General features: G+C 44.4%; 15 protein-coding genes. 13 read left to right on the plus strand and 2 right to left on the minus strand.

Annotation, left to right across the window (positions count from 1 at the left end):
* Nucleotides 1-55: 55 nt before the first annotated feature.
* Complete coding sequence (locus Q0144_RS01200; protein ID WP_005870765.1) at nucleotides 56-622, plus strand: PAS domain-containing protein; 567 nt, start codon at nucleotides 56-58, stop codon at nucleotides 620-622.
* A 171-nt stretch (nucleotides 623-793) separates the two neighbouring features.
* Here the strand turns inward: Q0144_RS01200 and recO are convergent, their stop codons facing one another.
* The gene (gene recO, locus Q0144_RS01205) at nucleotides 794-1,408 is read right to left on the minus strand and encodes a recombination protein RecO (protein ID WP_298061040.1); all 615 of its coding nucleotides are present in this window, start codon (nucleotides 1,406-1,408) and stop codon (nucleotides 794-796) included.
* A gap of 93 nt (nucleotides 1,409-1,501) precedes the next feature.
* On the opposite strand from recO, the gene accD reads away from it, so the two are divergent.
* The 8 genes from accD (at nucleotide 1,502) to Q0144_RS01245 (ending at nucleotide 6,977) form a co-directional block, all read left to right on the plus strand.
* Entirely contained in the window at nucleotides 1,502-2,401 is a 900-nt protein-coding gene (gene accD, locus Q0144_RS01210) for an acetyl-CoA carboxylase, carboxyltransferase subunit beta (protein WP_298061042.1), read from the plus strand.
* On the plus strand, nucleotides 2,401-2,853 hold the full coding sequence (locus Q0144_RS01215) for a 23S rRNA (pseudouridine(1915)-N(3))-methyltransferase RlmH (protein ID WP_298061044.1): 453 nt from the start codon (nucleotides 2,401-2,403) through the stop codon (nucleotides 2,851-2,853). Before accD ends, Q0144_RS01215 begins: the two co-directional genes overlap by 1 nt.
* A gap of 9 nt (nucleotides 2,854-2,862) precedes the next feature.
* Nucleotides 2,863-3,219, plus strand: a complete 357-nt coding sequence (dksA, locus tag Q0144_RS01220; protein WP_005872423.1) for an RNA polymerase-binding protein DksA — start codon at nucleotides 2,863-2,865, stop codon at nucleotides 3,217-3,219.
* Between the two features lie 2 nt (nucleotides 3,220-3,221).
* The gene (locus Q0144_RS01225) at nucleotides 3,222-4,223 is read left to right on the plus strand and encodes a LapA family protein (RefSeq protein WP_291935720.1); all 1,002 of its coding nucleotides are present in this window, start codon (nucleotides 3,222-3,224) and stop codon (nucleotides 4,221-4,223) included.
* Between the two features lie 537 nt (nucleotides 4,224-4,760).
* A complete protein-coding gene (locus Q0144_RS01230) occupies nucleotides 4,761-5,687 on the plus strand; it encodes a tRNA-dihydrouridine synthase (RefSeq protein WP_298061045.1) in 927 nt (308 codons plus the stop codon).
* A 22-nt stretch (nucleotides 5,688-5,709) separates the two neighbouring features.
* A complete protein-coding gene (locus Q0144_RS01235; protein WP_298061046.1) occupies nucleotides 5,710-6,147 on the plus strand; it encodes a hypothetical protein in 438 nt (145 codons plus the stop codon).
* Between the two features lie 98 nt (nucleotides 6,148-6,245).
* Entirely contained in the window at nucleotides 6,246-6,608 is a 363-nt protein-coding gene (locus Q0144_RS01240) for a metallophosphoesterase (protein WP_298061048.1), read from the plus strand.
* Between the two features lie 54 nt (nucleotides 6,609-6,662).
* Nucleotides 6,663-6,977, plus strand: coding sequence for a hypothetical protein (locus Q0144_RS01245; RefSeq protein ID WP_298061049.1), 315 nt, complete (start codon nucleotides 6,663-6,665; stop codon nucleotides 6,975-6,977).
* Nucleotides 6,978-7,101: 124 nt separating this feature from the next.
* Here the strand turns inward: Q0144_RS01245 and Q0144_RS01250 are convergent, their stop codons facing one another.
* On the minus strand, nucleotides 7,102-7,932 hold the full coding sequence (locus Q0144_RS01250; RefSeq protein ID WP_298061050.1) for a prephenate dehydrogenase: 831 nt from the start codon (nucleotides 7,930-7,932) through the stop codon (nucleotides 7,102-7,104).
* Nucleotides 7,933-8,013: 81 nt separating this feature from the next.
* On the opposite strand from Q0144_RS01250, the gene bamA reads away from it, so the two are divergent.
* From bamA to Q0144_RS01270, 4 genes are all read left to right on the plus strand, one after another.
* Nucleotides 8,014-10,275 carry an outer membrane protein assembly factor BamA gene (bamA, locus tag Q0144_RS01255; RefSeq protein WP_298061052.1) on the plus strand — a complete coding sequence of 754 codons (2,262 nt, stop codon included), beginning with the start codon at nucleotides 8,014-8,016 and terminating at the stop codon, nucleotides 10,273-10,275.
* 564 nt (nucleotides 10,276-10,839) lie between these two features.
* Entirely contained in the window at nucleotides 10,840-12,219 is a 1,380-nt protein-coding gene (locus Q0144_RS01260) for a M23 family metallopeptidase (protein ID WP_298061053.1), read from the plus strand.
* 50 nt (nucleotides 12,220-12,269) lie between these two features.
* Nucleotides 12,270-13,154 (plus strand): UDP-3-O-acyl-N-acetylglucosamine deacetylase, encoded by an 885-nt coding sequence (lpxC, locus tag Q0144_RS01265; RefSeq protein WP_298061055.1) that lies wholly within the window; start codon nucleotides 12,270-12,272, stop codon nucleotides 13,152-13,154.
* Nucleotides 13,155-13,217: 63 nt separating this feature from the next.
* Nucleotides 13,218-13,616, plus strand: coding sequence for a glycoprotease (locus Q0144_RS01270; RefSeq protein ID WP_298061056.1), 399 nt, complete (start codon nucleotides 13,218-13,220; stop codon nucleotides 13,614-13,616).
* Nucleotide 13,617 lies beyond the last annotated feature (1 nt).

Genomic DNA, 13,617 nt, shown 5'->3' on the forward strand with positions numbered 1-13,617 from the left:
CTGAAAAGAAAAATTTTATATACTCTGCAATAAATTTTTAAGCAAAGGATTAAAAATGCAAAGACCAACTCCGATTAATCAGGAAATCAAACTCGATGAGAAGCGCTATATCGTTTCCAAAACCGATCCGAAGGGCATTATCACGTTTGCAAATCCGTATTTTTGTATGATTTGTGGCTATAGTGAGCTTGAGCTTTTGGGGCAGCCGCACAACATCATCCGACATCCGGATATGCCGCGAATAGCGTTTAAGCTTATGTGGGATACGATACAACAAGGCAAGGATTTTACCGCCGTGGTTAAAAATTTAGCCAAAGACGGGCGCTTTTATTGGGTCATTACGGAATTTACTTCTAAAAAAGATCCTGTGACAGGGCAGATCACCGAATACACGGCATTTCGCAAGGCTCCACCAAGATCCGCGATCGAAACTATAGAGCCAATTTACAGGGCATTGCTGGATGCTGAAAGAAACGGCGGTATGCAGGCTAGCCAAAAGGCGCTCGTGGACTTTTTAAAAAGCAAAGGCGAGACCTATGAGAGCTGGATCGCAAAGGTCTCAGGCAAATCAAATCCGCTCACCGCAATGTTTTTTAAGGCGATGAAAAAGCTTTTTAGCTAGTTTCGATTTAAAATTTGATTCAAAATCCCGCGCAATGCGGGATTATTCAGCCTTGTAGATCAAAACAAATAAGGCACGAAGCCGCCCCTTCATAAAATTTTGAAATTCTACGAAATTTTAAAATTTAGCTTGAGTTTTGAAATTTCACGTCTTCATCAAGTGCGTTGCGAATCAAAGTCCCTCAAGCGTTATGTCGTAGAGTCTCTCTGCCGTTTCGTCGTTTAAATTTAGCGTCTTTTTGCTTCGTAAAAATTCTAAAATTTCATCCTGCGCAAAGCCTACTCTTTGTGCGCAATGCTCGTGCGCAGGCAAAAAACCGCGGCATAGCGCGATATTTTCTAAAATTTCTTCATCGCATAAAAAACAATATGGCTCGTCGTGCAATCGCCCCTCAAATTTTAAAATTTCGGCGTAGCTTTCTACGATTATGCGGCGCGGATTTTGTTTACCAAAGCGCATAGCAGCGCGGTTTAGCAGCTCGTAATAGAATTTATCCAGATGCTCGGCATCTTTTAGATGCGCGTGTAAAAGCCGCATAAATTGCTGCCAAAATAGCAGCTTCTCGCGGTTTCCGAGCCACGCGTATCCTAGATGCATCACGCCGCTAAGACGAGGGAGGAAGTTTGGATTTTGCGAGAGCTCGAAGTCGATCTTATAGCCCTGGATGATGTTTGAATGGCGCGCGCCGTAAAAGCGGTACGCACGCACGAGCGCACTTTCGCTTAGCACGTCTACGATACAGTCCTCGTCCCTAACTTTGGTCGTTTTTAATATAAATCCTTGCATTTTCCTATTTTAGCGAAATTCACATATAAATTTAAATAAAGAATTTTAGGTTATAATCAGAAGTTTCATTTCATAGAATTTAAAGGAAATCATATGAATTTTGGAGATCTATTTTCAAAAATACGCAGGACGCAACCTGCGCCGAGCGAAGCTCCTACGCACTGGATAAAGTGCCCGGGATGTGGCGCATTGATGTATAGCAAAGAGGTCGAGCAAAATCATAGCGTTTGCCCCAAGTGTAACTATCACCTTCGTTTTGGTGCGCAGGCTCGCATTGATCTGATCTGCGATGAAGGCTCTTTCGTGGAGTACGATCAAAATTTGCAGCCCGTCGATCCACTAAAATTCGTCGATAAAAAATCCTACAAAAAGCGCATCTCCGAGAGCAAGGAAAAAACGGGCAGGTTCAGCGCGGTGATCGCGGGCGAGGGCGCTATAAGTCGTCAAAAAATTCAGCTCGTGGTGTTTGATTTTAACTTCATGGGCGGAAGCCTGGGCTCTGTGGAGGGCGAAAAGATCGTGCGCGCCGTAAAGCGCAGTCTGGATAAAAACGAGCCGCTAATCATCGTAAGCGCAAGTGGAGGCGCAAGGATGCAAGAAAGCACCTTTTCGCTGATGCAAATGAGCAAAACCTCCGCCGCGCTTAAAATTTTATCCGAGCATAAAATTCCATTCATCTCCGTTCTTACCGATCCTACGATGGGCGGCGTGAGCGCGTCCTTTGCGTGGCTTGGAGATATCATCATTGCAGAGCCCGGCGCTCTTATCGGCTTTGCCGGGCAGCGCGTCATCAAGCAAACCATCGGAGCTAATCTGCCGGAGGGCTTTCAGAGATCGGAATTTCTGCTCGAGCACGGATTAATTGATGCGATCGTGCCTAGAGCTGAGATGAGGCAGTATTTAAGCGATATAATCAACGTGCTGAGCAAAAACGCTGTGCAGATTGACGACACGAGTGACAAATCGCTGCACGAAGAGGGAAGCGAAGAGTAGTGCAGATAACGGTAAATTCCATCCAAAAGGGCGCGGACGAGTTCGCAGGCGCGATAAGCGATTATAAAAAAATGGCGGCTAAATTTGCCGCGGTGCGAGATGAGACCTTTTTTAACGCTAATATCGCTCGCGCACAAAGCACATCTGCCGAGCTAGCGCTTAAGGCGTATGATGAAGCTTATCTACCGCGCCTTAGCGGATACGTCGTAGCTTTGGATGAGCGCGGACAGGAGCTAGATAGCATGGAATTTGCGAGTATGCTAAAGAATAAAAGTAGCGTGTCGTTTTTCATCGGTGGCGCTTACGGGCTTAGTGAAAATTTTAAGGCAAAAGCCGATAAAATAATCAGTCTTAGCAGGCTTACGTTAGCGCATAAAATCGCTAAACTTTTGCTCTTTGAGCAAATTTTTCGCGCGCTGTGCATTAACGCAAACCATCCATATCACAAATAAAGGGAAGTAATGAAGAAAAACGAGTTGAAATTTTACAAGAAAATTTTAGAAGAAAAAAGAGAGCAACTCATCGCCAATATTAATAGCTCTGTAAATGAAATTTCGGAATTGCGCGAAAATAAAGCTGCGGATGATTTTGACGTAGCGAGCATGAATACGGATTTAAGCATCGAATACTCGCTCAATGTTAATCAACAAAAGGCGTTTTTAGAGATTGAAAGCGCGCTTAAACGTATCGAAAACGGCACTTATGGGCTTTGCGAGAGCTGCGGCGAGCAGATAAGCTTAGAGCGTCTTAAGGTAAATCCAGAGGCGAGATTGTGCATTTCGTGCAAGGAACAGGCGGAAAAGCAAAATAGGAGTTAGCTATGAAAACCAAGCAATTCTTTTTATATTCGATCGTCTATATCGCAATCGTCGCGATTTTAGTTTTTACGCAGCAAAGCAGTAGCTATACACTGGGGCTTTTCGGTTTTACGCTTACGCTTCCTGTGGCGGTGTGGATCGTACTGCCGTTAATTTTATATATGATTTTGGCGATTTTTCATATCGTTTTTCACAGCTTTGCGTTTTACCGCACAAAAAGGGCGATCGCAAAGGATCTAAGCGCATACGATGCGATGAGTAAAGAGGTTTTGCTGGGTCTTGATACCAATAAAGACTTTAAAACCGAGTATTTTAAAGACCCGAGCGAGCTTACTAAAATTTTATCTCCGTGGTACGATAGCACCGGCATAGATGTCAAAAATGAGGATCTAAAAGAGGTCATAGGCGTTATCGAGAAGGTTAAAAACGGCGAAGTGGCGGATCTGCGAAAATATAAACTTCCTAAAGATAACGGACTATTTTTGCAAAACGAGCTTAACCGCCTCGACGCCGAGCCTGCGTATGCGTATGAAATTTTAAAAACTAAAGGCGTTTATAGCGAAAATATCACTAAAAAAGCCTATGCCGTAGCGCTTGCCAAAGGAAGCTACGATAAGATCAAGGCCTATAAAATTCCTCAAGATATAGCCGAGGTAAATATTTTAGTGGATCGCGCGGTGAATGACGCGAGCTTTGAGATCAGCAGCGAGGAACTTTTTGATCTTGTAAATAATGAAAAATTCAGCGAGCAGGATTTTATCGGCTTTGCTAAAAAGCTAAAAAATCATCTCGCTCCAGAGCAATACAAAGCCTTTTTCGAGCGGCTCAAAAACGAGAATCAAGAAGCGACCGAGGCATATCTGTACGCGCTATATGAGCTTGGCATGATCGACGAGTTTAGAGAGCAGCTAAGCCTCGCCGACGGCGACGAGTTTGAGAAGTTTAAAATTCTGCTATTTTTGCGCGACAACGGCAAAAACGTCCCTGCGTCGCTGTTATTTTAGCTCGGTAATTTTACGAGTTCGTTTTATGCGGGTAAGAGAGGCTGCCTTTAAGCTCTTTGCGTCTATTAAACACAGCCTGCGCGATAAATTTTAAAGTGCGGGTAAAATTCTAATTCGCGCAAATTTGAAATTTCAAAATTTGTCGAAAGATCAATGCGCGCAAGCGGTAAAATTTAAAAGATTTGCTTGCGTAGTGTGCGCGTAAACGGATTTTGCATTTACGCGATGAAATTTAAAATTTAAACATAAAGCACAAGACTTGCTATCTGAATAAAGTGCTGAAATTTTAAAATCCGCGCGGCGTTTTGCAAGCTGCTTGCTGGGTTTGCCGTGCAAATAAAATTTGGTGGTGATCATCCTTGCTGCCGTTTTGCCACCACTCAAATTAGCTAAGCTTAAAAATAAAATTCGCGCCTAAATGCGAATACGTAGCCTATGAAATTTAAAATTTAAAGCTCACGGCAAAACCCGCTGTAAGCGTTGCGGCGTTAAATTTAAAGGTTTAAATTCAAACGAAATCAAAATGAGAAATTTAAAATGACGGAAGATTTTTTTAAAAGGGACCCTCTATTTTTGGCGCCTTTGGCGGGCTTCTCGGATCCGCCGCTGCGGGGCGTAGTGAAAAAATTCGGCTGCGACGCGACCGTAAGCGAGATGATAAGCGCAAACGCCCTTGTTTTTGAGGGCGAAAAGACGCTAAAGATGCTCGAAAAAAACGCCGCGGAAACCCCCTTTTTCGTGCAGATCGCAGGCGGCGATGCGGAAATTATCAAAAAGGCGGTTTTGCTCATCAATAAATTTGACGGCATCGACGGCATCGATCTAAACTGCGGCTGCCCCGTCCCTAAAGTCGTAAAGCAGGGCGCCGGCTCGGCACTGCTGCTTGATCTACCCCGCCTATCGCGCCTAGTTGAGACTATCAAAAAGTATTCGAACAAAAAATTTACGAGCGCGAAGGTGCGGCTAGGCTTTGGCGCCGTGGATATCGAAAATATCGCACGCGCCGTACAAGGTGCAGGAGCCGATTTTATCGCTATTCACGGCCGCACCAGAGCGGGCGGATACAGCGCGGCGGTGGATTACGGCGCGATCGCAAGAGCCAAGCGCGCGCTGCAAATCCCCGTGATCGCAAACGGCGACATAAACTCCGCCAATGCGCCTGCAGTGCGAGACCTTAGCGGCGCAGACGCGCTGATGATCGGTCGCGCGGTCATCGGCAGGCCGTGGATCTTTCGCGAGATCAAAACGGGCGAACGCGCAAGCGACGCGCTAAAAAGGGAGGTCGTGCTCTATCATTTCGCTCAAATGCTTAGCCACTACGGCGTGCGCGGCGTAGCGATATTTCGCAAGCATCTGCACGAATACTCCAAGGGGCGCGAAAATGCCGCAAGCTTTCGCGAGCAGATCAACCACGTCGCCACCGAGAGCGAAATGACTCGGCTGATCGAGGAATTTTTTAGCTAAATTTAGAATTTTAGGAGCTTTGATGATTATTTTAAAAATTATAGCCTGTGCATTTTCGATGAGTTTTTGCTTGATGTGCATTTCAAGTTTAATGGGTTTTTTTATAGGGCAGATTTTTGACACATCTAGCGTCCGGTTTGACGATCCCTTAGAATGGCTACAGCAGAAGTGCGTATATTTCCTATTTTTGTGGATATTTTTCTGCGGGATTTGCGCGATACTTGCCGCAAAGTTAAAGGATTTTGGTAAGCTCACGGATTTTTTCGTAAATCTATTTTTGCCTACAGCAGCGGTTTGGATGCTATCGCCATTTTTAGGGATGATGATTGTGGCGCTGATTGTTTCAGATTTGCATCTTGCGAGGTTTTATTCCTCATTGCTTAGCGCATTAATATTTATCGTTCTTTTTATGATCGTCGTAGCCGAGGTCCTAAAGCAGATTTATCCGCCCAAGTCCTAGCGCGCGAAATTTTAAAATTTAGCGCAGAGCTTTTATCTACCGCTTATATCACAGCCCGCGCGTTAAAAGGCGAGGGCGTTAAAATTTAAGGAGAAATTATGCAAAATATCTACATCATCGGCGACGTGCACGGCTGCTACAGATCGCTTTTGGCGTTAATAGAGCAGCTACCGCATAAATTTGATAGCAAAATTTGCTTTGTGGGCGATCTGATCGACCGAGGCCCTGCGAGCGCGAATGTGGTTGAGCTAGTGCGCACTCGCGGATATGACGCGGTGATGGGCAATCACGAAAAGCGCTTTGTGGGCAACGCAAAAACTGCCCTAAGGTGCGCAAAGACGGACAAATTTACGAGCTCAAATGACCTCTACGCATTTTTTAGCCTGGATGAAAGCTGGCTATTTAATAACGGCGGTGAGGCGACGCTAGCGTCGTATTATCGTCACGGAGGCGTGGAGTAATGCAAGGAGCATCTGCGGTTCGTCTCGCAGCTGCCGATTTACCTAGAGTATGATTTGAGGGACGAAAGCGGTTGCACGCTCGTCGTATCGCACTCCGCGGTGGGTCGCGCGTGGGGGATTAGACACGATGCAGAGCGTGCGAAAAGCTTCGCAGCTCATGTGCTAAGCGGGCGCGGAGATGATAGCGCGAATGATGGAATTTTTAATGTCTACGGGCACACGCCGGTAAAAAAGCCCGTCATTACGGAATTTAGCGCAAATATCGATCTGGGCTGTGTTTATAAAAAGCACTGGGGCGAGAAGGCGAGGCTTTGCGCGTTGGAGTTTCCCTCAAAGAAAATTTTTACGCAAGAATGCATAGATTTTTGAGTTCGCATCCAGGCTCGCGCAGATTAAAATTTAAATTTAAGCGGGCTGTTTGAAGGCGAAATTTTAGAATTTAAAGGCGCGTTCTTAAAGCGTCCGTCGCGCAGCCTAGCCGTACGGGTAAATTTTAAATAATATCCCTTAGCTTGCGCGCTTCATACATCCACGCCTCAAGCTCGTCCCAGCGCTCGCCCTCAATCATCTGTACGCAAATTTCAAGTTCGTTTTTAAAAGCATCGATCGCGCCTAGCAGGTTTGTGCGGTTTTGTTTGAAAATATCGACCCACATCTGCGGCGAGCTTTTGGCGATACGGCTCATGCCCGAGAAGCTACCGCCTGCGAGATTTATGATATTGCGGCGATTTTCCTCTTTTAGTACGCTGTTTACGAGCGAGTAGCTGATTGCATGCGGCAGGTGCGAGATGAGTGCTACGTGGTGATCGTGGCTTTTTGCGTCCATAAATACGATCTTCATCCCCGCGAATGAAAAAATTTCGACCGCTCGTTTGATATGCACTTCATCCGCGCCGTGATCGTCGCAGATGACGACTACTGCGCCGTTTAAAAGCTCTTTAAATGCCGCCTGCGGGCCGGAGTTTTCGGTACCTGCCATCGGGTGAGCTGCGATGAAATTTCGTCTGATTTGCGGCGGGCAGTTTTGCAAAATTTTAAATTTCGTGCTTCCCAGATCGATGATTGTCGTCTCGCTTCTGCAGTCGCTTAGTTTTTGCAATGTCTCAATAATTGCCTCCACAGGGATTGCGAGAAAGATCGCATCGCAGCTTTGCTTCATCTGCTCCAGACTTAAAATTTCATGCACGAGCCCGAGCCTCAGAGCTTCTTTTTCATTTTCGCGGCTGATGTCGCAGCCATAGACGGCGCTAATGATTTTGGTGCTTTTTAGACATAGCCCCAGCGAGCCGCCGATGAGACCCAGACCGATAATTCCTATCTTCATAAAATTCCTTTTTGATATATGCAAGTTTTAATTTTAATGTGGTATTATACGCAAATTATTTTCGTTTTTAGGTAAAATTTTATGAAAAAAAGCGTTTTTTTACTCTTAGTAGGCGGGATTTCCGTGGCGTGCGCCGCACAGATCAAATCCATTAAATTTGAAGGGCTAAGGCATCTTTCTCCACAGGTCGCACAGCAAATTTCAGGACTTAAAGTAGGCGATGAGCTTAACGGCGAAAACACCAATGCTGCGATTTCAAAGCTATTTGAGCAGGGCTATTTCAGCGACGTTTATATCAGCGAACAAGGCGGCGCGGTCACTATCAACGTAACCGAAAAACCGACTATCGCTAAGGTCGAGATCAAAAACGTAGTGACCAATGATCGCGATAAGATAAATGAGCTCATCGGCTTGCGTCCGGGTCAGGTTTACGATGAGGTGGCTGCTAAAAAAGCGGAGACCCGCATCAAGCAATACTACGAAGTCAAGGGCTTTTTTGACACCGTGGTGGAATTTTATCCAAAACCGATAAACGACGATAAATCGGTCATCTTGCTAACGATCGAGGTAAATCGCGGCGAAAATATCATCATCGATAAGGTAAATTTAGTAGGCGCAGACAAGCTCGACTATGACGATATTGAGCCATCCGTTGCCAATAAAGAACGCGAGATGCTGGGCTGGATGTGGGGCTTTAACGATGGCAAGGTAAAAACCGCCGAGCTTCCTAACGACGCAAATAGAATTCAAGAAGAATATTATAAAAAAGGCTACTTAGACGCACAGGTTTCTGCGCCGCTACTTAATGCCGATATGGATAATTACACTGCTGATCTTACCTACTATATCAGCGAGGGCGAGCAATACACCGTAAGCTCCGTAGATATCGAGTATCCTGCAGATATAATCAAGCTTGATAAAGAAAAGGTTTTGGACGATTTTAAGCTTCAAAAGGGCGATACGATGAATTCCGAGCGTTTGCGCCGCGATATGAATACGCTAGAGACTTTAGTCGCGGATCAGGGATACGCCTATGTGCGTATCGTGCCTAAGACTAAGCAGGACAAAGAAGCTCGCACGGTCGCTATCACGTATCAAGTCGTCCCTGAGGATAAAGTCTATATTAGAAACGTAACGATCTCGGGTAACGATAAGACCGAGGATAAGGTCATTCGCCGCGAGATGTATCTGACCGAGGGAAATTTATATAGCAAAACCGACTACAACGATTCGTTAAATTCTTTAAAACGCACGGGGTATTTCGATGAGGTGGAGATTAAAGAAAACCGCGTTTCTAACGATCAGATTGATCTTGAAGTCGCAGTCAAAGAAGCTCCTACAGGCTCTATCACGGGTGGTATCGGATATGGCAGCGAGGATGGAATTTTACTTAGCGGTGGTATCAGCGATCGTAACGTATTCGGCACCGGCCTTCACGGCGCATTCTCGGTCGAAAAAAGTGACGATCAGCTAAGCGGACGCTTGAGCTTAACCAATCCTAGAGTGTTTGATTCTGAGTATAGCTTAGGCGGATCGATCTTTGCCAACGATTACGACTGGGACGACTACGATGAGAAATCTTACGGATTTTCAATCACGGGCGGTCGCAAGATCGGGCGTAATACCGATGTAAGCCTTACGTATTATCTCGAAAAAAGCGAAATCAAGGGCTTAAACAGGTATTATGCCGAGGCAGGTTATTTAGATGGCAAGAATTTAAAAAGCTCGATTATCCCGTCTATTACATACAACAGCACAGATGATTATTACTTGCCAAGAAGCGGTATGATCGCAAGTGCCAGCTTAGAATACGCGGGTCTTGGCGGCGATATGGACTACACCAAGGCGCGAGGATCATTTAACTACTACTTTGGCTTGCGAGATTATATCGATCACGACATTATCTTTAGATACAAAGCTGCAACGGGCTATATGTGGGAAGGTAATAAAAAGATCCCGATCAACGAAAAGCTATTCCTAGGCGGAATGAAAAGCATTAGAGGCTACGAAGGTCGCAGTATCCCTAAACGAAATATATGTGTACCTAAGGGGTCGTCAGATTGCCGCTACATTGAAACGGGCGGTATGCAGAGCTTCAATAACTCCTTTGAGCTAAGCTTTCCGGTAGTTGATAGGCTTAAAATGCGCTTTGTAACGTTTTTTGATTACGGAATGATCGGCGATCATGACTGGAACGAGGAGGAGCGCTACAGCACGGGCGCCGGTATCGAGTGGATGACGCCGATGGGGCCTTTGCAGTTATACTTCGTTAAGCCGCTTAATAAAAAACCGCACGACGATACAAATAGCTTCGAATTTAGCATCGGCGCTAGATTTAATTAAACTCGGCGATTTGCGAACGCTGTGGCGTGCGTAGGATTTCTACCGCATGCCTTAAAATTTAATAACGTTTGCGATTTTGGCTTTTCTTGTCGCACTAATTTACGGCCGAATTATTGTGGGCGGTTTGATCTAAAATTTAATTGGAATTCCGCTCGGCTTAGGATGAAATTTAAACGTATAGCTTGCTTTGAATTTTTTAGAATTTTATTTATCAAGATAGTTTAAAATTTCATTCGTATGGCAAAATTTTAAGTATAAGTGTTCTAAAAAAAATCAATACAAGCCATTAGCATAATTTAAAGAAATTCTAATATTGAAATTTTAAAGATTACGATATAGACGATAAACGCCGCTTTATCGCGCGCGGAATTTCACTGCATAGGATTTAGCGCGCCACCAAATTTTAAAGCTCATAAATTTTGAGATTCTAAAATCGCGAGAATTTAAAATTTGAAATTCGCCTCGTAAATCGCTAAACATTTGCGTTAAATTTTGCCTCGCTTTACCGATAATTTAAGTTAAGCTTGTAAAATCGCGCTCTAAAATCATATCAAAGGCTCTTTTATGCGTAGAAATGGCAATGGAACGAAGCTTAAAATTTTAATATTTCTTATTATAATATGCGCTTTGGTTTATGGAATTTTTAGAATTTTCACCTCGCCGAAATTTGAAAAAAATCCTCCGCAAATTGCGCTGGAAAATGAAATTTATTGGAATTTAACCTCGCCTTTAAAGATTAAAATTTCAGACGATACCGGCATTAAGCTCGTTCGCGTTAATTTAAACGACGGAGCCAGCACGATACCGCTACTAAATGAGGAGCTGAACGTTCCGCAAACGACGCTAGAGCTTGCCGTGCAATTTCCTAAAAATTTGATGCTTAATAAAGATAAAAACTACAAGCTCGAGGTTTTTGCAAACGACATTAGCTCGTGGAATTTTGCGCAAGGAAATAAGAGCGTAAAAACGGCAAATATAATAATAGATGACAAAAAGCCCATCATAAATATAATCAATCAATCCTATAAAATCACCAAAGGTGGTAGCGCTGTAGTTGTATTTTCGGCAAAAGACGAGCGCCTAAACGAAGTCTATGTCAAAACCAACTATGGCAAAATTTTTAAAGCAATTCCTTTTGTAAAAGAGGGCTATTATGCGTCTCTCGTAGCGTGGCCTGCAAATTTAGAGGAATTTCGCGCAGAAGCGGTCGCCACTGATCGTGCAGGCAATGAAAGCATTTCTCAGATCAAATATTTTTATCAGGACAAAAAATATAAAGTCTCTACTATTAAGCTAAATCCGGGCTTCATTAACGGCAAAGTAAGTGATCTGGCTAGTCAATATGCGCAGAATTTTAACTCGATGAGCGATCTGGAAAAATTTAAATTCGTAAATGAAACTCTGCGTAAGAAAAACGGAGATGATCTGCACGCTGCTACTAGCGCGGTGCACGAGGATAGAATAAATGGATTTGAGCTAAAGCCTTTTTATCCGCTTGCTAAAGGCGCAGCGGTAGCAAGCTTTGCCGATCATCGGATATTTTTTATGAACGACGAACAAGTAAGCGAGTCATGGCATATGGGGCTCGATCTAGCAAGCGTTGCAAACGCCGATATCAAAGAGAGCAACTATGGCAAGGTGGTTTTCGCGCAGGAAAACGGAATTTTCGGATTAAATTTAGGAATTTACTACGGCTTTGGATTGTACGGCATCTACGGACACTGCTCGGCGACGCAGCTAAGTGTGGGCAGCGACGTAAAGCCGGGCGACATTCTAGCACAGACGGGCTCAAGCGGCTTTGCTTTCGGAGATCATCTTCATTTTGGTATCGTAGTTCAGGGCGTGGACGTAAGGCCCGAGGAGTGGATGGATCCTAAGTGGATGAAAGATAACATTACCGATGTCTTAGAATTGTCCAAAAAAGTAATAGAAAAAGGTAAGTAAATTTTAAAATTTTCGCTATAATGCGCGGATTAATGAAAACGAGGATAGAAATGAGACAGACAACGATAGCTAAGAAAGTCCATAACGTCGGCATCGGGCTACACAAAGGTGAGCCTATCAGACTTACGTTAGAGCCTTTAGAGGCGGGCAGTGGAATCGTATTTTATAGAAGTGATCTCGGTATTAGTTTTAAAGCCGAGCCGAAAAACGTCATAAATACGCAAATGGCGACCGTCGTAGGAAATGAGAAGGGCTATATATCAACAATAGAGCATCTAATGAGCGCCATTAATGCCTATGGTATCGATAATATCCGTATCATCGTCGATGCTAATGAAATTCCTGTAATGGACGGAAGTTCGGCGAGCTTTTGTATGCTTTTGGACGAAGCGGGGGTAAGAGAGCTTGACGCGAATAAAAAAGCTCTCATCATCAAGCGAGCTGTGGAGATTCGCGAGGGAGATAAGCTCGTGCGCTTAAGCCCTAGCAAGAGTCCGAAATTTGATTATACGATTAAATTTAGCCATCCGCTCATCGGCACTCAGCACCATGTTTTTGAATTTAGCAAAAAAGCCTATCTTAAAGAAATTTCGCGGGCGCGCACGTTTGGATTTTTAAAAGACGTGCAAGCGCTTCGCTCCATGGGGTTAGCTCTAGGCGGCAGCTTAGAAAATGCCGTCGTAATCGATGAGAACAAAATTTTAAATCCCGAGGGTTTGCGTTTTGAAAACGAGTTCGTTCGCCATAAAATTTTAGACGCGATCGGCGATCTTGCGCTCGTAGGTGCTCCGATTTTGGGCGATTATATGGCGTTTGCGGGAAGCCACGATCTAAATCATAAGCTCACTTTGGCAGTCCTTGCCGATGCGAAAAATTTCGAGCTAGTAGATCTTACCGCCGAGGTTGTGCGCGTATATCAAAAAGTCTTTGCTTAAGGCTGCAAAATCAAAGAGGTTGAAATTCTAATTGTTGCTCTTAGCGCTCCGTGCCTGCTCGGTGTGTATGAAAACGGCGCTAAGATAGCGGAATTTACGAGCGCTGAAGGTGAAAAAGCCGATAACTTCCTGATCGCTAAATTTAGCGAAATTTTAAAAGATTACAAAATCAAAGATCTCATCTACGCAAATACCCCGGGCAGCTTCATGGGTATGAAGGTGAGCTACGTGATCTTGCGCACGCTTAGTATCGCTCTCGATGTGCCGCTATACGCGATCAGAGGCTTTGAGCTAAGCGGCTTTGGGCCGATCAGAGCGAACAAAAACTTCAGCTACGTTTACGAACGCGGCGAAATCAGGATGAAAAAATGCGCCCCCGCCACGTTATCTTTGCCGCAGGATTTATCGGTTTTAAATAAAAGCGATGATATACTTCCAAATTACATCATAGAAGCGGTTTAGG

Source organism: uncultured Campylobacter sp. (assembly GCF_938045345.1).
GTDB lineage: Bacteria > Campylobacterota > Campylobacteria > Campylobacterales > Campylobacteraceae > Campylobacter_B.

What these genes read in the sequence shown, in the direction of transcription:
- Q0144_RS01200 (WP_005870765.1), top strand. Translation starts at nt 56, where the DNA reads ATGCAAAGACCAACTCCGATTAATCAGGAAATCAAACTCGATGAGAAG.
- recO (WP_298061040.1), bottom strand. Translation starts at nt 1,408, where the DNA reads ATGCAAGGATTTATATTAAAAACGACCAAAGTTAGGGACGAGGACTGT.
- accD (WP_298061042.1), top strand. Translation starts at nt 1,502, where the DNA reads ATGAATTTTGGAGATCTATTTTCAAAAATACGCAGGACGCAACCTGCG.
- dksA (WP_005872423.1), top strand. Translation starts at nt 2,863, where the DNA reads ATGAAGAAAAACGAGTTGAAATTTTACAAGAAAATTTTAGAAGAAAAA.
- Q0144_RS01225 (WP_291935720.1), top strand. Translation starts at nt 3,222, where the DNA reads ATGAAAACCAAGCAATTCTTTTTATATTCGATCGTCTATATCGCAATC.
- Q0144_RS01230 (WP_298061045.1), top strand. Translation starts at nt 4,761, where the DNA reads ATGACGGAAGATTTTTTTAAAAGGGACCCTCTATTTTTGGCGCCTTTG.
- Q0144_RS01235 (WP_298061046.1), top strand. Translation starts at nt 5,710, where the DNA reads ATGATTATTTTAAAAATTATAGCCTGTGCATTTTCGATGAGTTTTTGC.
- Q0144_RS01240 (WP_298061048.1), top strand. Translation starts at nt 6,246, where the DNA reads ATGCAAAATATCTACATCATCGGCGACGTGCACGGCTGCTACAGATCG.
- Q0144_RS01250 (WP_298061050.1), bottom strand. Translation starts at nt 7,932, where the DNA reads ATGAAGATAGGAATTATCGGTCTGGGTCTCATCGGCGGCTCGCTGGGG.
- bamA (WP_298061052.1), top strand. Translation starts at nt 8,014, where the DNA reads ATGAAAAAAAGCGTTTTTTTACTCTTAGTAGGCGGGATTTCCGTGGCG.
- Q0144_RS01260 (WP_298061053.1), top strand. Translation starts at nt 10,840, where the DNA reads ATGCGTAGAAATGGCAATGGAACGAAGCTTAAAATTTTAATATTTCTT.
- lpxC (WP_298061055.1), top strand. Translation starts at nt 12,270, where the DNA reads ATGAGACAGACAACGATAGCTAAGAAAGTCCATAACGTCGGCATCGGG.